General features: G+C 64.2%; 24 protein-coding genes and 1 pseudogene. 15 read left to right on the top strand and 10 right to left on the bottom strand.

The annotated features are described in order from the left end of the window. From BRA1253DRAFT_RS18125 to BRA1253DRAFT_RS18140, 4 genes and pseudogenes are all read right to left on the bottom strand, one after another. Positions 1–1,611 carry an acyl-CoA synthetase gene (locus BRA1253DRAFT_RS18125; RefSeq protein ID WP_007596658.1) on the bottom strand — a complete coding sequence of 537 codons (1,611 nt, stop codon included), beginning with the start codon at positions 1,609–1,611 and terminating at the stop codon, positions 1–3. Positions 1,612–1,726: 115 nt separating this feature from the next. Beyond that, positions 1,727–2,863: an epoxide hydrolase family protein gene (locus BRA1253DRAFT_RS18130; protein ID WP_007596661.1), complete on the bottom strand. Its 1,137-nt coding sequence runs from the start codon at positions 2,861–2,863 to the stop codon at positions 1,727–1,729. 150 nt (positions 2,864–3,013) lie between these two features. Next, a complete protein-coding gene (locus BRA1253DRAFT_RS18135) occupies positions 3,014–3,469 on the bottom strand; it encodes a GatB/YqeY domain-containing protein (RefSeq protein WP_007596662.1) in 456 nt (151 codons plus the stop codon). A gap of 33 nt (positions 3,470–3,502) precedes the next feature. After that, positions 3,503–4,246: pseudogene (locus BRA1253DRAFT_RS18140) on the bottom strand (alpha/beta fold hydrolase); the annotation flags it as partial. A gap of 131 nt (positions 4,247–4,377) precedes the next feature. Here BRA1253DRAFT_RS18140 and carA point away from each other — a divergent pair. Both carA and BRA1253DRAFT_RS18150 read left to right on the top strand, forming a co-directional pair. Then, on the top strand, positions 4,378–5,568 hold the full coding sequence (gene carA / locus BRA1253DRAFT_RS18145) for a glutamine-hydrolyzing carbamoyl-phosphate synthase small subunit (RefSeq protein ID WP_007596664.1): 1,191 nt from the start codon (positions 4,378–4,380) through the stop codon (positions 5,566–5,568). Positions 5,569–5,733: 165 nt separating this feature from the next. Then, positions 5,734–6,255 (top strand): hypothetical protein, encoded by a 522-nt coding sequence (locus BRA1253DRAFT_RS18150; protein ID WP_007596665.1) that lies wholly within the window; start codon positions 5,734–5,736, stop codon positions 6,253–6,255. Between the two features lie 112 nt (positions 6,256–6,367). Here the strand turns inward: BRA1253DRAFT_RS18150 and BRA1253DRAFT_RS18155 are convergent, their stop codons facing one another. After that, entirely contained in the window at positions 6,368–6,892 is a 525-nt protein-coding gene (locus BRA1253DRAFT_RS18155) for a Dps family protein (RefSeq protein ID WP_007596666.1), read from the bottom strand. 113 nt (positions 6,893–7,005) lie between these two features. On the opposite strand from BRA1253DRAFT_RS18155, the gene BRA1253DRAFT_RS18160 reads away from it, so the two are divergent. After that, a complete protein-coding gene (locus BRA1253DRAFT_RS18160) occupies positions 7,006–7,707 on the top strand; it encodes a class I SAM-dependent methyltransferase (RefSeq protein WP_007596668.1) in 702 nt (233 codons plus the stop codon). Positions 7,708–8,001: 294 nt separating this feature from the next. Here the strand turns inward: BRA1253DRAFT_RS18160 and BRA1253DRAFT_RS18165 are convergent, their stop codons facing one another. Continuing rightward, the gene (locus tag BRA1253DRAFT_RS18165) at positions 8,002–8,373 is read right to left on the bottom strand and encodes a helix-turn-helix transcriptional regulator (RefSeq protein WP_007596669.1); all 372 of its coding nucleotides are present in this window, start codon (positions 8,371–8,373) and stop codon (positions 8,002–8,004) included. Positions 8,374–8,485: 112 nt separating this feature from the next. On the opposite strand from BRA1253DRAFT_RS18165, the gene BRA1253DRAFT_RS18170 reads away from it, so the two are divergent. The 3 genes from BRA1253DRAFT_RS18170 to greA all read left to right on the top strand — a co-directional run bounded on the left by BRA1253DRAFT_RS18170 (position 8,486) and on the right by greA (position 13,952). Continuing rightward, entirely contained in the window at positions 8,486–9,655 is a 1,170-nt protein-coding gene (locus BRA1253DRAFT_RS18170) for an MFS transporter (protein WP_007596670.1), read from the top strand. Positions 9,656–9,800: 145 nt separating this feature from the next. Then, on the top strand, positions 9,801–13,265 hold the full coding sequence (carB, locus tag BRA1253DRAFT_RS18175) for a carbamoyl-phosphate synthase large subunit (protein ID WP_007596671.1): 3,465 nt from the start codon (positions 9,801–9,803) through the stop codon (positions 13,263–13,265). A gap of 213 nt (positions 13,266–13,478) precedes the next feature. Further along, positions 13,479–13,952, top strand: coding sequence for a transcription elongation factor GreA (greA, locus tag BRA1253DRAFT_RS18180; protein ID WP_007596674.1), 474 nt, complete (start codon positions 13,479–13,481; stop codon positions 13,950–13,952). An 89-nt stretch (positions 13,953–14,041) separates the two neighbouring features. Here the strand turns inward: greA and BRA1253DRAFT_RS18185 are convergent, their stop codons facing one another. After that, complete coding sequence (locus tag BRA1253DRAFT_RS18185; protein WP_007596676.1) at positions 14,042–14,521, bottom strand: Lrp/AsnC family transcriptional regulator; 480 nt, start codon at positions 14,519–14,521, stop codon at positions 14,042–14,044. A gap of 265 nt (positions 14,522–14,786) precedes the next feature. Between BRA1253DRAFT_RS18185 and trxB the strand changes: the two genes are divergently transcribed. The 5 genes from trxB (at position 14,787) to BRA1253DRAFT_RS18205 (ending at position 18,657) form a co-directional block, all read left to right on the top strand. Continuing rightward, the gene (trxB, locus tag BRA1253DRAFT_RS18190; RefSeq protein ID WP_007596678.1) at positions 14,787–15,752 is read left to right on the top strand and encodes a thioredoxin-disulfide reductase; all 966 of its coding nucleotides are present in this window, start codon (positions 14,787–14,789) and stop codon (positions 15,750–15,752) included. A gap of 5 nt (positions 15,753–15,757) precedes the next feature. Next, a complete protein-coding gene (locus tag BRA1253DRAFT_RS18195) occupies positions 15,758–16,681 on the top strand; it encodes a LysR family transcriptional regulator (RefSeq protein ID WP_007614700.1) in 924 nt (307 codons plus the stop codon). Between the two features lie 463 nt (positions 16,682–17,144). Beyond that, positions 17,145–18,053, top strand: coding sequence for a 4-hydroxy-tetrahydrodipicolinate synthase (locus BRA1253DRAFT_RS18200; RefSeq protein WP_007596682.1), 909 nt, complete (start codon positions 17,145–17,147; stop codon positions 18,051–18,053). Between the two features lie 179 nt (positions 18,054–18,232). After that, a complete protein-coding gene (locus tag BRA1253DRAFT_RS44495) occupies positions 18,233–18,379 on the top strand; it encodes a hypothetical protein (RefSeq protein ID WP_007596683.1) in 147 nt (48 codons plus the stop codon). Between the two features lie 98 nt (positions 18,380–18,477). Next, entirely contained in the window at positions 18,478–18,657 is a 180-nt protein-coding gene (locus tag BRA1253DRAFT_RS18205) for a hypothetical protein (RefSeq protein ID WP_007596684.1), read from the top strand. Positions 18,658–18,734: 77 nt separating this feature from the next. Here the strand turns inward: BRA1253DRAFT_RS18205 and BRA1253DRAFT_RS18210 are convergent, their stop codons facing one another. Beyond that, entirely contained in the window at positions 18,735–19,412 is a 678-nt protein-coding gene (locus BRA1253DRAFT_RS18210; RefSeq protein WP_007596685.1) for a ParA family protein, read from the bottom strand. A 400-nt stretch (positions 19,413–19,812) separates the two neighbouring features. Beyond that, positions 19,813–20,175, bottom strand: coding sequence for a hypothetical protein (locus BRA1253DRAFT_RS18215; protein ID WP_007596686.1), 363 nt, complete (start codon positions 20,173–20,175; stop codon positions 19,813–19,815). Positions 20,176–20,496: 321 nt separating this feature from the next. Here BRA1253DRAFT_RS18215 and BRA1253DRAFT_RS18220 point away from each other — a divergent pair, with 321 nt between their 5' ends. The 4 genes from BRA1253DRAFT_RS18220 to BRA1253DRAFT_RS45285 are packed head-to-tail and all read left to right on the top strand — an operon-like array spanning position 20,497 to position 23,539. Beyond that, a complete protein-coding gene (locus tag BRA1253DRAFT_RS18220; protein WP_007596687.1) occupies positions 20,497–21,663 on the top strand; it encodes a CaiB/BaiF CoA-transferase family protein in 1,167 nt (388 codons plus the stop codon). Positions 21,664–21,665: 2 nt separating this feature from the next. Beyond that, entirely contained in the window at positions 21,666–22,589 is a 924-nt protein-coding gene (locus BRA1253DRAFT_RS18225; protein ID WP_007596690.1) for a CoA ester lyase, read from the top strand. A 6-nt stretch (positions 22,590–22,595) separates the two neighbouring features. Beyond that, positions 22,596–23,228: an AEC family transporter gene (locus BRA1253DRAFT_RS18230; RefSeq protein ID WP_245285941.1), complete on the top strand. Its 633-nt coding sequence runs from the start codon at positions 22,596–22,598 to the stop codon at positions 23,226–23,228. Further along, positions 23,117–23,539, top strand: coding sequence for an AEC family transporter (locus BRA1253DRAFT_RS45285; protein ID WP_245285942.1), 423 nt, complete (start codon positions 23,117–23,119; stop codon positions 23,537–23,539). The genes BRA1253DRAFT_RS18230 and BRA1253DRAFT_RS45285 overlap by 112 nt, the downstream gene beginning before the upstream one ends. Here the strand turns inward: BRA1253DRAFT_RS45285 and BRA1253DRAFT_RS18235 are convergent. Further along, the gene (locus tag BRA1253DRAFT_RS18235) at positions 23,532–24,011 is read right to left on the bottom strand and encodes an RES family NAD+ phosphorylase (RefSeq protein ID WP_007596691.1); all 480 of its coding nucleotides are present in this window, start codon (positions 24,009–24,011) and stop codon (positions 23,532–23,534) included. The genes BRA1253DRAFT_RS45285 and BRA1253DRAFT_RS18235 overlap by 8 nt on opposite strands. Between the last annotated feature and the right edge of the window lie 5 nt (positions 24,012–24,016).

A 24,016-nucleotide genomic window follows, 5' to 3' on the forward strand; every position in this document is an offset into this window, starting at 1 on the left:
CTACCCGAGCGCTCGCAGCTCGCGGCGCAGCACCTTTCCGGTGGCAGTCATCGGCAATGTCTCCGCGAATTCCACGAACCGTGGATATTCGTGGGCGGCGAGTTGCACCTTGACGAATTCCTGGATCTCGCGCGCGAGTGCGTCGCCAGCGGCAAAGCCCGGGCGCAGCACGATCCAGGCCTTGATCGATTCAGTGCGGATCGGATCGGGGATGCCGACCACGGCCGCCATCGCCACCGCCGGGTGCTTCATCAGCGTGTGCTCGATCTCGGACGGGCCGACGCGATAGCCGGCGGTGGTGATGACGTCGTCCTCGCGGCTGACGTACCAGAAGTAACCGTCCTGGTCCTGCACGCCGAGATCGCCGGTGAGCAGGAACTCGCCGGCATATTTCTTCGCCGTCGCCTCCGGATTGCGCCAGTATTCGAGCATCGCGCAAGGACAGGGTTGGCGCACGCCGATGATGCCGCGCTGGCCACGTGGCTGCTCCTCGCCTCTGTCGTTGACGATGCGGACGTCGAAACCCGGCGTCGCCTTGCCCATCGAACCGGGGCGGATCGGAAACAGATTCGCGTTGCTGCCGATCACGAGATTGCATTCGGTCTGGCCGAACACCTCATGCGCGTCGACGCCGAAAGTCTCGCGCACCCAGCCGAGCAGCTCGCCGCCAAGGGACTCACCGCCGGTAAAGATGCTGCGCAGCTTGACGCCGGAATGCGTCACGCCGGCCTGCCGCATCAGCTTCAGCGCGGTCGGCGGCAGGAAGACATTGCGCACTCCGAGATCGGCCATCATCTGCATCGCCGCTTGTGGCTCGAACTTTCGTGCGCGGTGGCCGACCAGGGGAATGCCGTGATACCAAAACGCGAACAGGCCGTTGATGAGGCCGCCGATCCAGGCCCAGTCTGCCGGCGTCCACATCAGATCGCCGGGACGAGGCAGGAAGTTGTGGCACATCTCGACATTGGGGAGATGTCCGAGCACGACGCGGTGCGCGTGCAGCGCGCCCTTCGGATTGCCGGTCGTGCCCGAGGTGTAGATGATCAACGCGGGATCGTCCGCAGACGTGTCCACCAGCGTGAAGTCGGGCGATGCCGCCTTGACCGAATTCCAGAACGATGTCGTGCCCGCCGGCGTTCGTTCGCCAACGATGTAGACATTCTTCAGCTCCGGCAGACGGTCGCGTATCTTCGAAAGCTTCTCCCAGCCTCCCGCGTCGGTGACGATCGCCTTGGCCTGCGAGTTCGACAGACGGAATTCCAGCGCGTCTTCGCCGAACAGCGCGAACAGCGGAATGGAGATCATCGCCGAACGGAACGCGGCCATGTGCGCGATCGGCAGCTCCAGCGACTGCGACAGGAACACCGCGACGCGGTCGCCGCGGGCAAGACCATCCGCCTTCAGCACATTGGCGAAGCGGCGCGACATCTCCGCGACCTCGTCGAAGGATGTGCGCGTGACGGCGCCGTTCTCGTCGACATAGACCAACGCCAGCCGGCCGGTGCCGTCGGCGTGGCGATCGCAGCAGGCCTCCGCCAGGTTGAAGCGCGCCGGGATCTCCCAGCGGAAATTGCTGTAGAGTTCGTCGTAGGTGCTGGCTTCGGTGAGCATGGTCGTTTCCCGGCCGCGTCGTCATGGCCGGACTTGTTCCGGCCATCCACGTTCTTGTTTGGCCCCAGTTTAAGGGCGTGGATGCCCGGGACAAGCCCGGGCATGACGGCTGTGGCTACCGCACCGTCCGGAAGAATTTCCTGACCTCGCCGACATACAGCTCCGGCTGCTCGAACGCGGCGAAATGCCCGCCCTTCTCCATCTCGCTCCAATGCGTGATGTTGTGGAAGTTCGGCTCCATCCAGCGCCGCACCGGCGTGATGATCTCCTTGGGGAAGACAGCCACGCCCGTCGGCACCTTGACGATCGGCGTGGTCCGGCGCTTGCCGAAGCTTTCCCAATAGAGCCGCGCAGACGAGGTCGCCGTCTCCGTCGCCCAGTAGAGCATGACGTTGTCGAGCAGCTCGTCCTTGGTGAAGATGTTTTCGGGATGACCGTTGCAATCGGTCCAGGCCCAGAATTTTTCCAGAATCCAGGCCGCCTGCCCGCTCGGCGAATCCGTCAGACCATAGCCGAGTGTCTGCGGCCGCGTCGATTGCTGCTTCGAATAGCCGGAGTCGAGGTCGACGTAATGCTTGAGGCCGGCGAGCGCGCGCTTCTCTTCCGGTGTCGGTTCGCCCTCGACTTTCGGCGCGGCGTTGAAGGCGAGCGTGATGTGGATGGCGGCGCAATGCTCGGCGTCCTGCATGCCAAGCGAGGTCGTCACCGCCGAGCCCCAGTCGCCGCCCTGCGCGCCATAACGCGCGTAGCCGAGCCGGTCCATCAGCCTGGCCCAGGTCGCGGCGATACGATTGACGCCCCAGCCGGTGGTGTTCGGCTTGCCCGAGAACCCAAAGCCCGGCAGCGACGGACAGACGACGTGGAAGGCATCGGCGGGGTTGCCGCCATGCGCGACAGGATCGACCAGCGGCGCGATTACCTTCTGGAATTCGACGATCGAGCCGGGCCAACCATGAGTGATGATCAGCGGCAGCGCCGTCGGCTCCTTCGAGGGCGCATGCAGGAAGTGGATGTCGAGCCCGTCGATCTCGGTGGTGAACTGCTCGAAGCGGTTGAGCTGGGCCTCACGCGCGCGCCAGTCGTAGCCGTCGGCCCAATAGGTGCAGATCTCCTGGATCCATGTCAGCGGCGCACCCTGGCTCCAGTCGTCGACCAGCTCCGCCTCCGGCCAGCGCGTGCGAGCGAGGCGCGACTTGAGGTCGGTGAGGATATCGTCGCTGATGGCGATGCGAAACGGCTTGATGGCGGTCATCGGTTGCCTCCCCATTTTTTCTTGTCATTCCGGGGCGTGCGGAGCACGAGCCCGGAATCCATCGATCAACAGAGTCGGCGGCGCGATGGATTCTCAGATGCGCAATTGCGCATCATAGCTCGGCGCTATGCGTCGCCCCGGAATGACGGCCTAGCCCGTCAGAGCAGCCTTCACCAAACCGGACGCCTTGCCGAAATCCATCTGGCCGGCATACTTCGTCTTCAACACGGCAATCACCTTGCCCATGTCCTTCATGCCGGCGGCGCCGGTCTCGGCGACCGCGTCAGAGATCGCCTTCTTCACGTCGTCGTCCGACATCTGCTTCGGCAGATACGCCGAGATCACCGCGATCTCGTCGCGCTCCTGCGCGGCGAGTTCGGCACGGCCGCCCTTCTCGTAGAGCTCGACCGACTCCTGGCGCTGCTTGATCATCTTCTGAAACACGCCGAGCAGGTCCGCGTCCGAGAGCGGCGGCTTGCCGCTGCCGCGCGCCTCGATGTCGGCGTTCTTGATGGTCGAGTTGACCATACGTAGCGTGGACAGCTTGCGCTCTTCCTTGGCCTTCATGGCCTCCTTGACCGCATTGTTGATGTCGTCGCGCAGCATGATCGTGCTCCCCTAGAATATCCGACGCCTGATCTAGGCCGTTCGCGGCCCTGAGACAACGGGGGTTTCCAGCCATTCGACCAGCGCGCGCACCGTCGCCGCAGGCTGCTCCGGTTGCGGCAGGTGTCCGCAATTCTCCAGAACGACGAGCCTTGCGCCGGCAATGCCCTCCGCCATCTCCTTCGAGAATGCGTTGGGAATCGTGTTGTCCGCATCTCCCGTCAGCACCAATGTCGGGCATTTGATCGTCGCAAGCGTCGGCCGTGAATCCACTCGCGCGATGATCGCGGTCTGCTGTCGCAGATAGCCTTCGACGCCGACGTCCTCGCCCTGCTCGTGCACGAGCTGGCGAATACCGGAATCGTCGCGGCGAGAGGGATGGACCAGTTCGGGAAACATCTCCTCGCGCGCGGCACGCAGCTCACCGCGCCGGGCCCGCTCCATCAGGCCGCGGCGGCGCGCGGTCGCCTCCGGCGTGTCGGGCCGCGCCTGGGTGTTGATCAGCGCCAGCTTCGTCACCCGCTCGGGCGCCTGGCGCATGATCTCGAGGGCGATGTAGCCGCCCATGGAATGGCCGGCGAGCGCGAAGCGCGGCGGCGCCTCGCTCAGCACCCGTCGGGCGATTGCCGCCATGCTGTCGTCGCGAACATGGTTGGCGACCATCACCGGGCCGAACCGCCAGAGCGCCGGGATCACCGGCGCATAGATCCGGGCCGAGGAAGCTAATCCCGGAACCAGCAGAATCGGCGTCGTCTGGTCCATTATTGCCTCCCAAGCCCCGGAATTTGCCGGAAATTATGCCGCGGAGCTTAGGGGCCCAAGGCGACCTGTCAAATATGCAAAAACGCATGTGAATCCACGCTTCTCCGCTTTGACGGCAGCGCCCGCGGGGACTATGAACCGGGCTTATGACACAATCCGAAAACGATACCGCCTGGCCGGACCACAAACCGACCGCGCTGTTGGTGCTTGCCGACGGCACGGTGCTCGAAGGCTTTGGCCTCGGCGCCGAAGGCCAAGCCGTCGGTGAGGTCTGCTTCAACACCGCGATGACCGGCTATGAGGAGATCCTCACCGATCCCTCCTATGCCGGTCAGCTCATCACCTTCACCTTCCCGCATATCGGCAATGTCGGTACCAACGACGACGACATCGAGACGGTGAACATGGCCGCGACGCCCGGCGCGCGCGGCGTGATCCTGCGCACCGCGATCACCGATCCCTCGAACTACCGCGCCACCAAGCATCTCGACCAGTGGCTGAAGGCCCGCGGCATCATCGGCCTCTCCGGCATCGACACCCGCGCGCTGACCGCACTGATCCGCAACAAGGGCATGCCCAACGCCGTGATCGCGCACGCCAAAGACGGCGAGTTCGACCTGCACGGCCTGAAGGAAGAAGCGCGCGAATGGCCGGGCCTCGAGGGCATGGACCTCGTGCCGATGGTCACCTCCGGCCAGCGCTTCACCTGGGACGAGACGCCCTGGCTCTGGGAGAAGGGCTTTGGCCGTCAGGACAAGCCTGAGTTCAACGTCGTCGCCATCGACTACGGCATCAAGCGCAACATTCTGCGCCTGCTCGCCGGCGTCGGCTGCAAGGTCACGGTGGTGCCGGCAACGACGTCATCCGAGGATATCCTGGCGATGAAGCCGGATGGCGTGTTCCTGTCGAACGGTCCCGGCGATCCGGCCGCGACCGGCAAATATGCCGTGCCCGTGATCCAGGACGTGATCAAGTCCGGCACGCCGACATTCGGAATTTGTCTCGGCCATCAGATGCTCGGCCTCGCCGTCGGCGCCAAGACGAAGAAGATGCACCAGGGCCATCACGGCGCCAATCATCCCGTCAAGGACGAGACCACCGGCAAGGTCGAGATCACTTCGATGAACCACGGCTTTGCCGTGGACGAGAGCACCCTGCCGACGGGCGCGACGCAGACCCACATCTCGCTGTTCGACGGCTCCAATTGCGGCATCCAGCTCGACGGCAAGCCGGTGTTCTCGGTGCAGTACCACCCCGAGGCCTCACCGGGTCCGCGCGACTCGCACTATCTGTTCCAGCGGTTTGCGGACCTGATGCGGCAGAACAAGAGCGCGTAAGGCGCGCGCTCTCCTGCAACTGCTATGACGACATCGAGCCCGGGTCTTCTCCCGGGCTTTTGTCGTTCCGGGGCGCAGCGCAGCGCGAACCCGGAATGACAGCGGAACGAGGAACGCCGCTCAATTCCTGTCGTTGATCCCTGCTACGCTCACGCAGGAGCCCTTATGTCCGTCGTCCGCGACAATGCCGAGCCGCTCGCCATCGTGTTTGAGGATGACGGGCTCGTGCCGAACAATATCCTCCCCTTCCTGGTCTACCAGGCCGCAGTGAAGCTTGATTCCAGACAGCCGGAAGAGACAATCGAACGCTTGTTCGAAGCGAACGGCTGGGGCAGCACGTGGCGCAATGGCGTCTTCGATTATCTGCATTATCATGCGACGGTGCACGAGGTGCTCGGCGTTGCGCGTGGCAGCGCCCGCGTTCGCTTCGGCGGCGACCACGGCCAGGAGCTGGAGATCAAGGCCGGCGACGTCGCGATCCTGCCCGCCGGCACAGGTCACCAACGCATTAAGGCGAGCGCGGATTTCTGTGTGATCGGCGCCTATCCGCCGGGCGCGAAGATGGAGGTCACCCGCGCAACGCCGGAGAACCACGCCAAGGCGCTGAAGACGATTCCAAAGGTCGCGCTGCCGCCGGCCGATCCGGTGACGGGCAAGAATGGCGCGCTGATGCGGTTGTGGCGGTAGCTACAAAGACGTTGCAGTAGGGTGGGTTAGCGAAGCGTAACCCACCTCTTCTGTTTCCGCGGAGGCAGAGGCGGTGGATTACGCCTGCGGCTAATCCACCCTACGACCTATCCTACGCCTCGTTCGCACCTTCCTGTCTCGTGGCTTCGAACAGGAACCAGGTGCGGCGCTCGGTCTCGTCGATGAAGTTTTCGAGGATGCTGGCGCTGGCGACGTCACCGGCGTCGTCGCAGACCTCGTGTGCCTTGCGCATTGCCGCGGCGACATGCTTGTTGTCCTGCATCAGCTCGCGCAGCATCTCGCGCGGCGGGACATAATCTTCGTTGTTGTCCTTGATGGTCTGGAGCTTGGCGATCTGCCCGATCGATTTCAGCGTGGTACCGCCGATCTTGCGGACGCGCTCGGCGAGTTGGTCGGTGGTGGCGAAAATCTGGTCGGACTGTTCGTCGAGCAGCAAATGATAGTCGCGGAAATGCCGGCCGCTGATATGCCAGTGGAAATTCTTGGTCTTCAGATACAGCGCGAACGCATCGGCCAGAAGCACGTTGAGCGCCTCCGAAACCTTGTTGACCGCCTGGGACGACAGATCGGTGGGTGTGTCGAGGTCGGGCGAGACCTTTTGTGGGGCTTTGCTCACGGGAAACCTTCCTGTTAGGACGCGGACATTGACGGCGCGCCGCCGCACCCCTAACGCAGGCGGGCAGCGCCGGTTCCTGCATCGGAACCGTTTGGCCGGGACCCTCGACGACCATGGACGATTGGATCGACTATTACGACTCGACGCACACGATCTATGTCAGCAAGCTGCATCGCGACTTGCACTTCCAGATTATCGCGCGGGACATTATCGGCTACATCTCTTCGCCCGAGGCGACCGTGCTCGACTATGCCTGCGGCGAGGCGCTGTCGGCGAGCGAGGTCGCTGCGGCCTGTGGAAAGCTGATCCTCGCCGAGCCCGCGCCCGGCGTGCGCGGCCGGTTGATCGCGCGCTTTGCCCCGAACACGAAAATCCGCGTCCGCTCGCTCGACGACGTCCACAACATGCAGGAGCAGTCGATCGATCTCGTCGTGATGAACTCGGTCGCGCAATACATGACGCCGGACGAGCTCGACACCGCGCTCCTCAATTTCCGGCGTATCCTAAAGCCCTCCGGCAAGCTCGTGCTCGGCGACATCCTCCAGCCCAATGTCGGCATGTTCAGGGACGTCACGGCGCTGCTCAGCTTCGGCCTGCGTCACGGCTTTTTGAAAGATGCGCTGATCGGGCTGATCAGCACCGCACTGTCGGATTACCGTCATCTGCGCACGCGCATCGGGCTGCAGCGCTACAGTGAGGAGGAGATCACCGCCAAGCTCAAGATAGCCGGCTTCGCGGTCCAGCGCGCTCACCGCAATATCGGCCACAATCGCTGGCGCATGACGTTCGTCGCGCGGCCGCCGTTGGTTCGGTAAGTTTCTTGGGTTCGGTGAGTTTCCTGGGTTCGTTAAGCATAACGTCTGCCTGAGGTGGCTTGTCGCACCCTGATCGGCAATGATCGCCGCGGCCCGGTGGCGGAAGTGTCTACGCGAGGGCGATGCATCGCTCTTTATCCTGGTTCAAATCCAGGCCGGGTCTCCACGCTTCGCCCCTGCGGGGGCTACGCGTGGCGCCGCCACGCGAAGCCCGAAGGGCGAAGGGCGAAGGGCGAAGCGTGTCCGGCGTAGCTGGAGCGAAGCGCATGCGTAGACGGACTGGCCGACCAATCCTCACTCCGCCTCGACCACTTCACATTCAGGCAAGAGTCGCAGCCGGTCGGCATCCTTTGCCGCGGAGGCGATGACGGCATCGAGCAGGCCCGGAAAACGTGCGTCCAGATCCTCGCGGCGCAGCCGCACGAAGCGGTTGGTGCCGGCGACGCGGGTCTGCATCAGGCCGCATTCGCGCAGCTTGGCGAAGTGATAGGCGAGGTTTGATTTGCCCGCGAGCCCGTTGAAATCGCCGCAGCACAGCTCGCCGCTGACACGTTCCTGCTGCGCGAGCTGATACACAATCGTCAACCTGATCGGGTCGCTCAGGCAATCCAGAACCATCGGCAGTTCGATCTGCTCGCGGGTGGGGTGGGGAGGCGTGCGGCTCATGGTCTGAGGATCATAGTGAAATCGCCTCGATGTTCAATAGTTCTTGAACCAATTGACTCCTGACCCCGTCCCATCGATAGTTCAATAAACGTTGAACATCGGGATTTCTCGGATGAGCGTATTCTGGTTGGCCTTGGCGGCCTTTGCGATCGGCACGGAAGGCTTTGTCATTGCAGGGCTTTTGCCGTCGATCGCCACCGACCTGGCGATTTCAGTCCCCGCCGCCGGCCAGTTGGTCACGGCCTATGCTCTCACCTATGCGGTCGGCTCCCCGATCCTGGCGGTGACGCTGAACAATATCGACCGCCGCACCGTGCTGGCCCTGGCGCTATCGACCTTCATCGCCGGAAACCTCGCGGCGATGGTGGCGTCGAATTACGCCCTGCTGCTGGCCTCGCGCATGCTGATGGCGCTGGGCTCCGGGCTGTGCATGCCGACCGCGCTGGCCGTATCCGTGGCCGTCGCCGCGCCGGAGCGACGCGGCCGCGCGGTGGCACTCGTCACCTCGGGCCTCACGGTTGCGACCGTCATCGGCGTTCCCCTCGGCAATCTCGTCGGCAGCATGCTCGGCTGGCGCGCGACCTTTGCCATGGTCGCCCTGATCGGTGCCGTTGCGCTCGCCGGCCTCCTGCTCGGCCTGCCCCGCGGCCTGCCCCGCAACACGGCCTCGCTCAGCGATCGGCTGGCGGTGGCGCGTCACCGCAATGTCCTGACGGCGCTTCTGATCACGATCTTATGGGCGCTCGGCGGCTTCACAGTGTTCACCTATTTCGCGGTCCCGCTGCGCGGTCTTGGATTTGATGCGTCGCAGATCAGCCTCGCGCTGCTGGTGTTCGGCGGCGCCGCCGCGATCGGGAACATGCTCGGCGGCGTCCTGGCCGACCGGCTCGGCACGCTCGCCACAGCAGGTCTCGGGCTTGCCGGCATGGCCAGCGCGCTGATCCTGCATTCGCTGGTCCTGAAGCTGATGCCGGGACAGGCCCATTATGCGGTGCTGGGCGCGATCTTCCTCTGGGGCATCTCGGGATGGGCGTTCTACCCGGCCCAGGTCGCCAGCATCATCCGGATCGAGCCGCAGGCCTCGATGATCGCGCTCTCGCTCAACGCCTCGGCCATGTATCTCGGCTTTGCGATCGGCGGTGCCTTGGGCGGCGCCGTGCTTGCGGCGTGGAGCCCGGCCGATCTCGGCTGGGTCGGCGGATTGAGCGTTTCGGCGGCTCTTCTGGTCCATCTCGCCCGGGGCTGGCAGGCCCGGCCAAAACCGGTCAAAATTGCCGGTTGATGGGCGTTTTTCGGGGTTTCGCCGCCCCGAAAACTGGTCTAAGACCCACCCCGCGCGCGAGGGGGGACCACCGCGCTCTCGGCCAAAGGGACGCGCAGCAGGCGCGCCCTTTTTTTGTGCCCAAATTCCACTTCGGCGAGAGTTGATGCCCAAACGTACAGACATCACCACCATCCTGATCATCGGCGCCGGTCCCATCGTGATCGGCCAGGCCTGCGAGTTCGACTATTCGGGCACCCAGGCGGTGAAGACGCTGAAGGAAGAGGGCTATCGCATCGTCCTCGTCAATTCCAATCCGGCCACCATCATGACCGACCCGGAATTGGCCGATGCGACCTATATCGAGCCGATCACGCCCGAGATCGTCGCAAAAATCATCGAGAAGGAACGTCACGTCATTCCCGGCGGCTTCGCGCTGCTGCCGACCATGGGCGGACAAACCGCGCTGAACTGCGCGCTGTCGCTGCGCCAGCAAGGCACGCTCGAAAAGTATGACGTCGAGATGATCGGCGCCACCGCGGACGCGATCGACAAGGCCGAAGACCGTCAGCTGTTCCGCGAGGCCATGACCAAGATCGGGCTCGAGACACCGAAGTCGCGGCTCGCCAACGCCTCCGCCCTGAAGAAGTCCTTCCGCGACAAGTACCAGGCCGATCGCGCGAAGGCCTCGGGCGCGGCGCTCGCAGAGCTCGAGCGGCAGTGGACGCTCGGCGAGAGCGACCGCCGCAAGCGCTACCAGGAATATGCGCTCGGCCAGGCGCTGATGGCGTTGTCCGAGATCGGCCTGCCCGCGATCATCCGCCCCTCCTTCACCATGGGCGGCACCGGCGGCGGCATTGCCTATAACAAGGAAGAGTTCCTCGACATCATCGAGCGCGGCCTGGATGCGTCTCCTACCAACGAAGTGCTGATCGAAGAATCCGTGCTCGGCTGGAAAGAGTACGAGATGGAGGTGGTGCGCGACAAGAAAGACAATTGCATCATCGTCTGCTCGATCGAGAATCTCGATCCGATGGGCGTGCACACCGGCGATTCCATCACGGTGGCGCCGGCGCTGACGCTGACCGACAAGGAATACCAGATCATGCGCGACGCCTCGCTTGCGGTGCTGCGCGAGATCGGGGTCGAGACCGGCGGCTCCAACGTGCAGTTCGGCGTCAACCCGGAAGACGGCCGCATGGTCGTCATCGAGATGAATCCGCGCGTGTCGCGTTCCTCCGCCCTGGCTTCGAAAGCCACCGGCTTTCCGATCGCAAAGGTCGCCGCCAAGCTTGCGGTCGGCTACACGCTCGACGAAATCGCCAACGACATCACCGGCGGCGCCACGCCGGCCTCGTTCGAGCCGACGATCGACTACGTCGTCACCAAGGTGCCGCGTTTCGCCTTCGAGAAATTCCCCGGTGCCTCCACCACGCTGACCACGTCGATGAAGTCGGTCGGCGAAGTCATGGCGATCGGCCGCACCTTCCAGGAAAGCCTTCAGAAGGCCTTGCGCGGGCTCGAGACCGGACTCACCGGCCTCGACGAGATCGAGATCGAAGGTCTCGGTCGCGACGACGACAAGAATGCGATCCGCGCTGCGCTAGGCACGCCGACGCCGAACCGGCTACTCCAGGTCGCCCAGGCGATGCGGCTCGGCTGGTCGGACGAGGAGATCTTCAATTCCTGCAAGATCGATCCGTGGTTCCTCAGCGAGATGCGCGGCATCGTCGACATGGAAGCGAAGGTCCGCAAGAACGGCCTGCCGGGCAACGCCTTCGGCATGCGCACGCTCAAGGCCATGGGCTTCTCCGATGCCCGGCTCGCGGTGATCGCGGAGACGACGGAGGCCGAGGTCACGGCGAAGCGCCACGCGCTCGGCGTTCGCCCGGTCTACAAGCGCATCGACACCTGCGCGGCCGAGTTCGCCTCGCCCACCGCCTACATGTACTCGACCTATGAGGCGCCGTTCGCGGGCACGCCTGCGGACGAGAGCTCGCCGTCCGACAAGAAGAAGGTCATCATCCTCGGCGGCGGACCGAACCGCATCGGCCAGGGCATCGAATTCGACTATTGCTGCTGTCACGCCTGTTTCGCGCTGCACGACGCCGGCTACGAATCCATCATGGTCAACTGCAACCCGGAGACGGTGTCCACCGACTACGACACGGCCGACCGGCTCTATTTCGAGCCGCTCACCGCCGAGGACGTGCTGGAGATCATCGCGAAGGAACGCACGAACGGTACGCTGCACGGCGTGATCGTGCAGTTCGGCGGCCAGACCCCGCTCAAGCTCGCGCGCGCGCTGGAAGCCGCCGAAGTGCCGATCCTCGGCACCTCGCCCGACGCCATCGATCTTGCGGAAGACCGCGACCGATTCAAGCGGGTGCTCGACAAGCTGCGGCTGAAGCAGCCCAAGAACGGCATCGCCTATTCGGTCGAGCAAGCGCGCCTGGTCGCAACCGATCTCGGCCTGCCGCTGGTGGTGCGCCCGTCCTACGTGCTCGGCGGCCGCGCGATGCAAATCATCCGCGAGGAGAACCAGCTCAGCGATTACCTGCTCGGCACGCTGCCGGAGCTGGTGCCGGGAGACGTCAAGGCGCGCTACCCGAACGACAAGACCGGCCAGATCAACACCGTTCTCGGCAAGAACCCGCTGCTGTTCGACCGCTATCTGTCCGATGCGACCGAGATCGACGTCGACTGCCTCTGCGACGGCAAGGACACTTTCATCGTCGGCATCATGGAGCACATCGAGGAAGCCGGCATCCATTCCGGCGACAGCGCCTGCTCGCTGCCGCCGCACTCGCTGGACGACAAGATGATCGAGGAGCTGGAGCGGCAGACCCGCGAGCTGGCGCTCGGCCTCGACGTCGTCGGCCTGATGAACGTGCAATACGCCATCAAAGACGGCGAGATCTACGTGCTCGAAGTCAATCCGCGCGCCTCGCGCACGGTGCCCTTTGTCGCCAAGGTGGTCGGCACGCCGGTCGCGAAGATCGCGGCGCGCGTCATGGCCGGCGAGAAGCTTGCCGATTTCAAGCTGAAGAAGGCGAACTTCGATCATGTCGGCGTGAAGGAATCGGTATTTCCGTTTGCCCGCTTCCCCGGCGTCGATACCGTGCTCGGCCCCGAGATGCGCTCGACCGGCGAGGTCATGGGCATCGACCGCTCCTTCGCGGTGGCGTTCGCCAAGAGCCAGCTCGGCGGCGGCACACGGGTGCCGCGCAAGGGGACGGTGTTCGTCTCGGTCCGCGAAAGCGACAAGACGCGCATCACCGAGGCCGTCCGCGAGCTGCATTCGCTCGGCTTCAAGGTGCTGGCGACGTCGGGCACGGCCCGCTTCCTGACCGACCAGGGCATCCCGACCGAGAAGGTGAACAAGGTGCTGGAGGGCCGGCCGCACATCGTCGACGCCATCACCAATGGCGACGTCCAGCTCGTCTTCAACACCACCGAAGGGCCGCAGGCGCTCGCCGACAGCCGTTCTCTGCGGCGCGCGGCCCTCTTGCATAAAGTGCCGTATTACACCACTCTTTCCGGGGCCGTGGCGGCCGCGCAGGGCATCCGCGCCTATCTGGGCGGGGACCTTGAGGTTCGGACCCTGCAGAGCTACTTTTCGGAAACCTGATCGCGAGCGGGAGGCCCAACCTTCCGCTAAGTGATTGGCGATGAAGCCACTATGGCCGGAGGAACTGTCCGGCCATAAGGTTGTTCTGTTCCGGCGCCAAGCCCATATGAACGTTCGGCGGCACGCGCGTTGAGCCCCCGGACAGAACTGACGAATCAAGTTGCGTGCGCGCTGACATGTCAGGGCGCGCGCGACCGAAGGACGAGAGAAGAGATGGAAAAGGTACCGATGACAGCGGGCGGCTTTGCCGCGCTCGGGGAAGAACTGAAGAAGCGCCAGTCGGAGGACCGTCCGCGGATCATCGAGCATATCGCCGAGGCGCGCTCGCACGGAGACTTGTCGGAGAACGCGGAATACCACGCCGCGAAGGAAGAGCAGTCCCACAATGAAGGCCGCATCGCCGAGCTCGAGGACAAGCTCGCGCGCGCCGACATCATCGACATCTCGAAGCTGTCCGGTGACACCATCAAGTTCGGCGCCACCGTGACACTGGTCGACGAGGACACCGAGAAGAAGACGGTGTGGCAGATCGTCGGCGAGGTCGAGGCCGACGCCAAGAAGGGCCGCATCTCTATCACCTCGCCGCTCGCGCGCGCGCTGATCGGCAAGAAGAAGGGCTCAACCGTCGAGGTCAATGCACCCGGCGGCGCCAAGGCTTATGAGATCACCAAGGTGGAGTGGCGGTAGCGATTTGCCGTTGCGTGTGATTTGAAAAAGGCCGCGCACTGCGCGGCCTTTTTTGTTGCTGCGTGTTGCTGGCAGTGACGGAGGAGGCGCTACCTTCGTCCCCTCACGTCCAGCGGCACGGCCGCCTCGTATTTCGAATTGTGCAGCACCAGCGAGGTTCGCACGTTGCGGACGTGTGGAGCGGCAGTCAAATGGGTGACGAAATCCTGGAAGGTGGCCATGTCGGGCGCGACGCATTTCAGGATGAAATCGACCTCGCCGGACAACATCCAGCACTCGCGCACCAGCGGCTCGGCGCGGACGAACTCCTCGAAGGCGCGTAAATCCGCCTCGGCCTGGCTGGAGAGGTGCACTGCGGCAAATACCGTGACGTCGAAGCCGAGCTTGCGTGCGTCCAGAAGCCCGCGGTAGCCGTGGATATACCCCTCCTCCTCCAGCGCCCGGACTCGGCGCAGGCAGGGCGGGGGCGAAATGCCGACCCGCTTGGCCAGCTCGACATTCGTGATTCGACCGTCGGCCTGAATCTCGGTGAGAATTTTCAGGTCGATCTCGTCTAGGTTCCGCGACACGTGATTGGAACTCCTGGCCTTTGCGGCGGTATTGGTGGGTCTGTCGCAATCCTCATAGCCCAGACCGCGCACTCGGCGCAATTTTATTGCGCGTGCAGCGCAATCGACTTTTGTTCCCTGTTGGAAAAATCCGCCGACAGGGAATGCAATTCTTGCATAGCTCACCAGAAGGCTTAGATTACCTCTGATATTTCAGCGCCTCCGCGAGGCCTCCCGGCACGTTCCGCGCCCGCGCTGCAGTCCCCCGTGAAAGGCATCTGTCGAAATGTCCGCCGCTGTCCATGCAAAGGTCGTCATCATCGGCTCCGGCCCCGCCGGCTACACGGCGGCGATCTACGCCGCACGCGCGATGCTCGAGCCGATCCTGATCCAGGGCATCCAGGCGGGCGGCCAGCTGACCATCACCACCGACGTCGAGAACTATCCCGGTTTCGCCGACGTGATCCAGGGCCCCTGGCTGATGGAGCAGATGGAGAAGCAGGCGCTGCATGTGGGCACCCAGATCAAGACCGATCTGGTGACCAAGCTCGACACCTCGCAGCGCCCCTTTCGCCTGACCTGCGATAGCGGCGACGTCTATCTCGCCGACACCGTGATCCTCGCCACCGGCGCCCAGGCGCGCTGGCTCGGGCTGCCGTCCGAAGCGAAATTCCAGGGCGGCGGCGTGTCGGCCTGTGCCACCTGTGACGGCTTTTTCTATCGCAACAAGGAAGTCGTGGTGGTCGGCGGCGGCAATACCGCGGTCGAGGAAGCCCTGTACCTCACCAACCATGCCTCGCAGGTCACCATCGTGCATCGTCGCGATCACTTCCGCGCCGAACGCATCCTGCAGGAGCGTCTGTTCAAGCACCCGAAGATCAAAGTGGTCTGGGACTCAGCCGTCGACGAGATCTGCGGCACCGAGAACCCGAACAAGGTCACCCATGTTCGACTGAAGAACGTCAAGACCGGCGCCTTGACCGATGTGCCGACCGACGGCGTCTTCGTCGCCATCGGGCATGCCCCGGCGACCGAGCTCGTGGCCGGCCAGATCAAGCTGAAACCGTCGGGCTATGTCGAGGTCGCCCCGAACTCGACCGCCACCTCGGTCCCCGGCCTGTTCGCCGCCGGCGACGTCGCCGACGAGACCTATCGTCAAGCGGTCACGGCGGCCGGCCTCGGCTGCATGGCAGCGCTCGAGGCGGAACGATTTTTGGCCCTGCGCGCCAGCGAGCGCGCGGCAGCGGAATAGACATCATGGCAAGAACACGCGACGGATTTACGGATATGGACTGGGACAAGCTGAAGGTGTTTCACGCCGCGGCGGAAGCGGGCAGCTTCACGCACGCGGGCGAGCAGCTCGGCCTGTCGCAATCGGCGGTGTCACGCCAGGTCTCGGCACTGGAGCAGGAGCTTTCGGTCTCGCTGTTCCACCGCCACGCCCGCGGCCTGATCCTCACCGAACAGGGCGACCTCCTGTTCCGCACCGCCCATGACGTGTTCATGCAGCTGCAGGCGGCGCGCGCCAAACTGACCGACAGCCGCGAGCGGCCGAGCGGCGATCTCAAGATCACCACCACGCCCGGCGTCGGCATCAACTGGCTGATCCCCAGGCTCGGCGAATTCACCGCGCTCTATCCGGAAATCCGGATTTCGCTGATCGTCACAGACGAGGAGCTCGACCTGTCGATGCGCGAGGCCGATGTCGCGATCCGCACCCGCAAGCCGACGCAGCCGGATCTCATCCAGCGCAAGCTGTTCGCGATGGGCTTCCACGCCTATTGCTCGCCCGATTACATCAAGCGCTTCGGCACGCCGCGCACGCTGGAGGAGCTCGACTCCCACCGCATCATCACGCTCTCCGACGGCAACTTCGCGCCGCATCTTCAGAACCGCAACTGGCTGGTCGAAGCGGGGCGCAACGGCTCGGGTCCGCGCGAGGCCTATTTCAGGGTCAACAACATTCTCGGCCTCGTCCGCGCCTGTCAGCAGGGCCTCGGCATTGCCGCGCTGCCCGACTATCTGATCGAAGAACAGAGCCGCCTCGTGCAGCTGTTCGGCGAATCGGATTCGATCCAGCTCGATACGTATTTTGTTTATCCGGAAGAGCTGAAGACGGTCGCGCGCGTGCAAGTGTTCCGCGACTTCGTGGTGAGCAAGGCGCAGCGTTGGCCGTCCTGATTTCCGCATGTCTGACATGCGGCTTGGACGCTTGATGCATGGCGCGAAGCTAGCCCATAATCTTTTCACGCTGAGCCTTCGCGTTGCGCATTTGTCCCCCTCCTCCAGTGGCGCGGGAGTTCAGTAATCCCTCTTGGAAGGTGATTGTGTCGGCCTCACGTGGCCAATACCTTAAGCCGGGCTCGATCGAGCCCGGCTTTTTTTTGGCGGATTCGGCCTTCGCCCTCCACGTGTATTGACAGTTCCATGCTTACCCCGCATGATTTGCAAATGATCACGAAGTCGTGCGTAAGCTCGTCGCAGGCAATCGCCTCGAAAAAAGGCCCCCATCTGGGGACCTCGGATTTTTGCACGCGCTAACAGCCTTCGTCATCGCGAGCCGAAACTTCGAAAACCCCGCCGCCTGGACGGGGTTTTTTCATGTGCCCTCGTCTCAGGATTTTTCCCGAGAAGGAGATGGAACATGACCGGACTACAGGAACATTTGCACGGGCTCTGGCTGCCGCTGGTGACGCCATTTCGCGACGGCGCCCTCGACGAGAGGTCGCTGCGCCGGCTGACACGGCATTACAGCGGACAGGCTGTCGACGGCTTCATCCTGGGGGCGACCTCCGGTGAAGGCATGACGCTGCGCGACGCCGAGCTCGAACGCCTCGTCGCCATCGTGCGCGACGAGCTGACCACCGGCCACAGCAAGATTCCGATCTGCCTCGGACTGTCAGGCGCAGACACCTCGCGGCTGAAGGAGCGTCTCGACGCGACCGCGGACTGGCCGATCGACGGTTATCTGATCGCAAGCCCGTATTATGTGCGGCCGTCGCAGCGCGGGTTGCTGGCGCATTTCGAGGCGCTCGCCGATCACGCCGCCTGGCCGCTCGCGCTCTACAACATTCCCTATCGCACCTCGGTCAACATCACCAACCAGACGCTGCTGCGGCTTGCCGGGCATCCGAACATCATCGGCCTGAAGGATTGCGGCGCAAGCCGCGAGCAATCCATCGCGTTGCTGCGCGACCGTCCTGCGGACTTTCGCGTGCTGACCGGCGAGGATGCGAATTATTTCGACGCGCTCAGCGACGGCGCCGACGGCGGCATCGTGCTGTCAGCCCATCTCGAGACCGCGACATTTGCGGCTGTCCATGCCGAGCTGAAGCGCGGCAATCACGATGCGGCGCTGGCGCGCTGGCAGGAGGTCGCGGACCTGACGCGGCTGTTGTTCACCGAGCCCAGTCCCGCACCGGCAAAATACTGGCTGTGGCGCACGGGCCTGATCGACAGCCCCGAAGTGCGCCTGCCGATGATCGAGATCGGCAGCGAACTCGCCGTCCAGCTCGACCGCGAGATCGAACGGCGGACGCAAGTCGCGGCGTAGCTGATAGCCCCTCACCCCACCCTCTCCCCGTAAGAACGGGGAGAGGGAGTGAGAGAGCGGAGTGCTTGGTTAACCGCGCGCCAACGGCCTTCGCTGCTGCCGCATGGCGCATCCACGGCTCGTTTACGCAAACGCGCCTATCGTCTTCATTCAAAGTCTTTTCAAATGGGGGAACGATCATGGGGCAGCGCATCCGCCCGACGGCGGCAGACATGTTCGCGTCGGCTGATTTCTTGCGGGGAATTCTGGTGGTGTCGTCGTTTGGCTTCTGGGCGGTGATGCTCGGCCTGATGCCGGTGCTGGTGTTTCGAGTCTGGCTGGCGTGATGCAAGCGCGGGTCGGGATGGTTAACCCGTGGTAGCACCTGTGTTCGAAAGCGCGCGAAACTGCGACCCGGATTTTTAAATCATCCCGTGTAGCGTTCATGCCCATAAGCGAAGAAATCGCGGGGGCGTTTGTGAATAGTCATAACGAAATGGCGTCGCATTACGACGCTGGACAGCAGGGCTTCACCACCGAGGACATTCTCTGGGCCGCCGGCATCTGGTCAGTGATCCTCACTTTGTCGCCGGTGATCGTGTTCTACATGCTGATGGTGGCATAGCCTCCACAGCGATCTCCAGAAACGCAAAACGCGCGGATGTCCGCGCGTTTTTCGTCCGGGGAATGATTTATGAAAAATTACGCCGCCTGCTTGTGCATTGCGCCGGACGCCGACGCCGTGCCGCGAATAGCCTTTACCGAACGTTCGATCGCCGCCCACAGCCTTGCGATTTCCTGAGCCGCACGACTCTCGGCCTGATATTCCCGCGCGCCCTCGCCGTGGCTCAGCGCCATCAGCAGATCCGAACGGTTGGTGATCTGGCCGCCCCACACCGGAGCACGGAACTTCGCCAGTGCCTCGCGGGCAATGGTGACGATCGGGCTTTCGGACTCGTCGCGGCGCGCCGGCGCACCGTTGAGCACGACCGCGTAGGGCTTGCGCGCCGCGCGGCACATCTGGATGGTTTCCTGCACCGCGTTGACGTCGAACACGCCGGGACGGGCGGGGATCACCACCATGGTGGCATTGCGGATGGCGTCGTCGACGACGGCCGAGAGGTTCGGCGGCGTGTCGATCAACACCCATTCATAACCGTCGCGCTTGGCCGCGGAGACGATGCCGCTGACCGAGTTCACCGCGGACTTGATCGGCGGTTCGTTGGTGCCACGCAGCTTGTGCCACAGCGTGAGCGAGCCTTGCGGATCCGCATCGACGAGCAGGATCGGCTTGGTCGCCTTGATCTGCGCGGCGAGATGCGCGGCCAGCGTACTCTTGCCTGAGCCACCTTTACGCGATGCAAAAACAATAACGTTCATACCTCTGCCTCCAGATTGACCCCAGGCGGCGAAAATGAATCACCGCGGTGATTCGGGAAAGAAAAATTTATCATAAGTTATGCTGGCGCCATGAAATAACAAAGCGCGTTGGCTTTTGAGTCACACTGCTGCGTGCGCGGCGCTGCGGGACGAAGGGGAATGCAACTTCGCCGCGCAAACCGCTTCGCTAACCGTTTCCATCCCGCCTTGTCGCAAGCGTCCGCAATCGGAGGCGAACAAAACGAGTCCGGTGGCTGGTGTGGGGCTGATGCCTGGGTCAGTTTGACTCAAGGCGACAGCGAACGAGGAGCCGGACACGCAAATGCCCGGGACTTCAAACGCACTGCGCGCTTTGGCCCGGGCATGATCGAGTTTCAAAGAGGGAACGCGGTGTCCGCGTTCAGCCTTCGCTGGATTTCTTCTTCTTGGCCGGCTTGGTGCTCTTCTTCGCCGTCCGGGCCGAGCTCTTGGGCGCAATGCTGGTCGGCTTGCCGGCGCGGGGCGCGGCCGCCATGCCCGGCTCCGGCCCCGGCCGGAAGAACACCCGGCACTGCGGCGAGAGCTGCGACTTCTTCTGGATCATGCAGGCGGTGATGGCGTCGACGTTCGGAACGAACTCGCCGCACAGCCGCATCGCATCAGGGGTGCAGGCCTGCTGCTCCTCCTGGGAGTAGGCAAAGCCTTCACCCGGGTGGATCAGGACGGCCAGGGCGATCCCCGTGATCGCAGCAGCGAAAGATTTCTTAAAGCGGAACGCCGGCATCGATCCCCCCAAATGTCGAGTCGGAGGCGATAGTGGGTGAACGGGCGTTCGTTGGCAACCGAGGCGAGATGCGAAAGCCGCGACGTGTGCGGTCTCGGCAACAGGGCCCCTAAAACAAAAAACGCGAAAACAACCCCATGCACAGTAGCCAAGTCCATGTGGCGATTGAACTTTGCGGATCGCGATTTGCGGATTTTACGAAATTAGATTTGACTCGTCGGGCAAAACAGGAGCATGATGCCATCATCACAGAACGTGCGTGGGGTGGTCGGCTTGTCTCCTGCGCTGGACAAAAGCGTGAGCGGGAGCGGAGACGATTGCATGGAGCGAAGTGAGGCGGAGCTGCCGCTGTCCGGCGTGACGGTGGTCTCGCTCGAGCAGGCGATTGCGGCTCCTCTTGCCAGCCGGCATCTTGCGGACTGGGGCGCGCGCGTCATCAAGATCGAACGGCCGGGCGATGACGATTTCTGCCGCGACTACGATCACGTGATGAACGGGATGTCGAGCCAGTTCGTCTGGACCAACCGGTCGAAGGAGAGCCTCGCCATCGACATCAAAAGCCCCGAAGGCCAGGAGGTGCTCGACGCCCTGCTGCCGCAGGCCGACGTCTTCATCCAGAACCTGGCGCCCGGCGCGGCGGAGCGGCTCGGCCTCGATGCCGCATCGCTGCTGCGGAAATTTCCCCGCATCATCGCCTGCGACGTTTCGGGCTATGGCGCGGGCGGACCCTACAGCGACAAGAAGGCCTACGATCTCCTGGTGCAGTGCGAGGCCGGCGTCCTCGCCATCAACGGCACCGAGGCGGAGCCTGCCAAGGTCGGGCTTTCGGTGGTCGATATCGCCACCGGCATGTACATCCTCAACGGCGTGCTGATGGCGCTGTATCGCCGCGAGCGCACCGGCAAGGGCACCGCCTTCCAGGCCTCGCTGTTCGATTCCATTACGGACTGGATGAGCTATCCCGCCTTCTACACGGCAAGTACAGGCCGGCCGCTGCCGCGAACCGGGGCCAAGCACGCCACGATAGCGCCGTATGGCCCTTTCCGCGTCGGCGACGGCAACACGATCTTCTTCGGCATCCAGAACGACCGGGAATGGCGATCGCTGTGCGCCATCGTGCTTGGCGATGCCGCCTTTGCCGACCACCCCCGCTTCCGCACCAATCCGCTGCGCATGCAGAACAGGGACGATCTGCAGGTCCATATCGAGCAGCGTTTTGCCGCGATGACCAGTGACGAGGTGCTGCGGCTGCTCGACGAGGCCTCGATCGCCAATGCGCATCTGAATTCGGTCGAGGCGTTCCTGGAGCACGAGCAGCTCCGCGCCCGCTCCCGGGTGCAAACGGTGGGATCTCCGCGCGGCCCGGTGATGAGCTTCCTGCCGGCTCTCACCATTCCCGGCCTGTCGCCTCGGATGGATGCGGTGCCTGACGTCGGGCAGCACAACCAATCCATCCTCAGCGAGCTCGATCTCGCAAAGGAGACATGACGATGGCCCCTCAGCGGCCGACGCGGGTCTATCTGGCCGTTCCCGCGCATCGCTCCCGTCTCGTCGCCAAGGCTGCTGGCTCGGCCGCGGACGCGGTGTTCATGGATCTCGAAGACGCGGTGCCGCCGTCCGAGAAGAGCGCGGCGCTGGAGGAAGCTGCGGGGTCGTTATCTTCTCTGGATTGGGGCAGCAAGGTCGTCGCTGTCAGGCTCAACGCCGTCGACAGCCCCTTCATCGCGCAGGAGATCCGTAAGCTCGCTGCGCTGCCCCGGCTGGATTCGGTGATCGTGCCGAAGGCGGAGCGCGCGAGCGACATCGCCGCCATTGCCGATCAGCTGCGCGCGGCCGCGCCTGGTCGCCCCTCGCCTGTGGCCCTCGAACTGCTGATCGAGACCGCGCTGGGTCTCGTCAATGTCGACGCGCTCGCCGCCGCGCACGACAGCGTCGCCGCCCTTCATCTCGGTGTCGGCGATTTCGCGGCGTCGATCGGGGCCCGCTCCTCGGAAATCGGCGCGTCGCCGGACGGCTATCGCCACGTCGGCTCCGCCGAGAGCGGCTATGCCTACGCCCCGCTCGATCTGTTCGCCTATCCGATGATGCGCCTGCTGGTGGCCGCGCGCGCGTTCGGCCTGCGCGCCATCGACGGCCCTTGCGGCGCGTTCCGGGACGCCAGACTGACCGAAAGCAGCGCGCTCAAGGCGGCGGCGATGGGTTTTGACGGCAAGCAGGTGATCCATCCCGACCAGATCGAGCCCACGCTGCGGGCGTTCGTCCCCTCCGAAACCGAGCTCGCGCACGCGCGGCGGGTGGTCGAGGCCATGGAGCAGGCCGAGGCGCAGGGCCAGGGCGCGGTGACGCTCGACGGCAAGATGATCGACTATGCCAATGTGCGCATGGCGCGCCGGATCATCGAGATGGGGTCGTAGCCGCGCATGGCCACCGTGCTGATCGTCGCGCCGGTGTTTGCGCTGATCGCGGCCGGCTATGCCGCGGTGTTGTTTCGCTTCGTCTCCGAGACCGCGCATAAGGGCATCTCCGAATTCGCCTTCAGCATCGCCATTCCCGCCCTGCTGTTCCGCACCATCGTCGTCTCGGAATTCTCCGGCGTCAGCCCGTGGCGGATGTGGGGCGCCTATTACGGCGCGCTCGCGCTGACCTGGATCGCGGCGCTCATCCTCTCGGCGCTGCTGCGGAAGCGGCGCGAGGACCGCGAGGACGGCGTCGTGTTCGCGATCGGCTCGGTCTACGGCAACATCGTCATGCTCGGCATTCCGCTGACGCTCTCGGCGCTGGGCAATGAGGCCGCGGGCCCGATGGCGCTGATCCTGTCGGTGAACACGCCGCTGCTCTGGCTCTGCGGCACGCTGCAGATGGAGCTGGTCGACCGCAAGCAGACCGCCTCGGCCGCATCGCTGATCTGCCGGTGCTGCGCGATCTCTCCCGCAACCCGATCATGCTCGCGTCCGGCTTCGGCCTCGTCTGGCGCCTCACCGGCCTCGGCCTGCATCCGGTCGTCGACCGGACCGTCGAGCTCTCGGCGCAGGCGGGATCGCCCGCTGCCCTGATCGCGCTCGGCATCAATCTCTTTCGTTTCGAGGTCAAGGGCGAGAAGCTCGGCATCCTCGCCATGAGCGCGCTCAAACTGCTGGCGATGCCGGCGGCCGCCTTCGTGCTGGCAAAGCTGCTCGACCTGCCGCCGCTCGCGGCCGGCGTCGTCGTGCTGTTCGCGGCGATGCCGACCGGCGCGAATGCGTACATCTTCGCGGTTCAGTATCAGCGGCTGGTGAACCCGGTATCGGGCGCGGTGGCGCTGGGGACGCTGCTGGCGGCGGTGACGTTGCCGGTGGTGGTGTGGGTGGTGGCGGGGGTTAGGTAGCGTTGGCCGGCCATTGGCCGAACAGCCTGAGGTCACGGGGATAGCGCGCGACATGCGCCACGCGGATGCGCGCCGCGTCCTTGTGCCTGGGATTGATGAGGTAGTTTTGCGCGAATGGCACGATGACCGATGGCACCGACACCATCGCCGTGCGCACCTCAGTGAACCAGGTCCGCAACACGTCGCGGCTCACCCTGGGATCGTCAGCCCAATCCGGCGATATACTCTCGATGTCGGCCCGGCTCACCGTCTCGACGGCGAGGTCGTCCGGCACGTCGATGCCGAGCAGTTGGTAGCTCGTCGGCAGGTCCTCGAAATCGATTTCAAGATGCACCATCACTTCGAGCAGTGCCGACGCCGGATGATCCGCTGCGTAGACCGCGTGCCGGCCGCGATCATGCCAGCGGCCGTCGGCCTTGAGGCCGCCCACGCCAGACAGATCGTCGAAGTTGGAGATCCGCCAGATCCTCACGCCAA

It is taken from the genome of Bradyrhizobium sp. WSM1253 (genome assembly GCF_000244935.1).
GTDB lineage: Bacteria > Pseudomonadota > Alphaproteobacteria > Rhizobiales > Xanthobacteraceae > Bradyrhizobium > Bradyrhizobium canariense.

Excerpts from the sequence above, each read along its gene's own strand:
- BRA1253DRAFT_RS18205 (WP_007596684.1), top strand. The coding sequence starts at position 18,478 with ATGCCCATAAGCGAAGAAATCGCGGGGGCGTTTGTGAATAGTCATAAC.
- BRA1253DRAFT_RS18125 (WP_007596658.1), bottom strand. The coding sequence starts at position 1,611 with ATGCTCACCGAAGCCAGCACCTACGACGAACTCTACAGCAATTTCCGC.
- BRA1253DRAFT_RS18230 (WP_245285941.1), top strand. The coding sequence starts at position 22,596 with ATGGCCACCGTGCTGATCGTCGCGCCGGTGTTTGCGCTGATCGCGGCC.
- BRA1253DRAFT_RS18220 (WP_007596687.1), top strand. The coding sequence starts at position 20,497 with ATGGAGCGAAGTGAGGCGGAGCTGCCGCTGTCCGGCGTGACGGTGGTC.
- BRA1253DRAFT_RS18165 (WP_007596669.1), bottom strand. The coding sequence starts at position 8,373 with ATGAGCCGCACGCCTCCCCACCCCACCCGCGAGCAGATCGAACTGCCG.
- greA (WP_007596674.1), top strand. The coding sequence starts at position 13,479 with ATGGAAAAGGTACCGATGACAGCGGGCGGCTTTGCCGCGCTCGGGGAA.
- BRA1253DRAFT_RS45285 (WP_245285942.1), top strand. The coding sequence starts at position 23,117 with ATGCTCGCGTCCGGCTTCGGCCTCGTCTGGCGCCTCACCGGCCTCGGC.
- BRA1253DRAFT_RS44495 (WP_007596683.1), top strand. The coding sequence starts at position 18,233 with ATGGGGCAGCGCATCCGCCCGACGGCGGCAGACATGTTCGCGTCGGCT.
- BRA1253DRAFT_RS18150 (WP_007596665.1), top strand. The coding sequence starts at position 5,734 with ATGTCCGTCGTCCGCGACAATGCCGAGCCGCTCGCCATCGTGTTTGAG.
- trxB (WP_007596678.1), top strand. The coding sequence starts at position 14,787 with ATGTCCGCCGCTGTCCATGCAAAGGTCGTCATCATCGGCTCCGGCCCC.
- carA (WP_007596664.1), top strand. The coding sequence starts at position 4,378 with ATGACACAATCCGAAAACGATACCGCCTGGCCGGACCACAAACCGACC.
- BRA1253DRAFT_RS18210 (WP_007596685.1), bottom strand. The coding sequence starts at position 19,412 with ATGAACGTTATTGTTTTTGCATCGCGTAAAGGTGGCTCAGGCAAGAGT.
- BRA1253DRAFT_RS18200 (WP_007596682.1), top strand. The coding sequence starts at position 17,145 with ATGACCGGACTACAGGAACATTTGCACGGGCTCTGGCTGCCGCTGGTG.
- BRA1253DRAFT_RS18135 (WP_007596662.1), bottom strand. The coding sequence starts at position 3,469 with ATGCTGCGCGACGACATCAACAATGCGGTCAAGGAGGCCATGAAGGCC.
- BRA1253DRAFT_RS18195 (WP_007614700.1), top strand. The coding sequence starts at position 15,758 with ATGGCAAGAACACGCGACGGATTTACGGATATGGACTGGGACAAGCTG.
- BRA1253DRAFT_RS18215 (WP_007596686.1), bottom strand. The coding sequence starts at position 20,175 with ATGCCGGCGTTCCGCTTTAAGAAATCTTTCGCTGCTGCGATCACGGGG.
- BRA1253DRAFT_RS18170 (WP_007596670.1), top strand. The coding sequence starts at position 8,486 with ATGAGCGTATTCTGGTTGGCCTTGGCGGCCTTTGCGATCGGCACGGAA.
- BRA1253DRAFT_RS18130 (WP_007596661.1), bottom strand. The coding sequence starts at position 2,863 with ATGACCGCCATCAAGCCGTTTCGCATCGCCATCAGCGACGATATCCTC.
- BRA1253DRAFT_RS18160 (WP_007596668.1), top strand. The coding sequence starts at position 7,006 with ATGGACGATTGGATCGACTATTACGACTCGACGCACACGATCTATGTC.
- BRA1253DRAFT_RS18225 (WP_007596690.1), top strand. The coding sequence starts at position 21,666 with ATGGCCCCTCAGCGGCCGACGCGGGTCTATCTGGCCGTTCCCGCGCAT.
- carB (WP_007596671.1), top strand. The coding sequence starts at position 9,801 with ATGCCCAAACGTACAGACATCACCACCATCCTGATCATCGGCGCCGGT.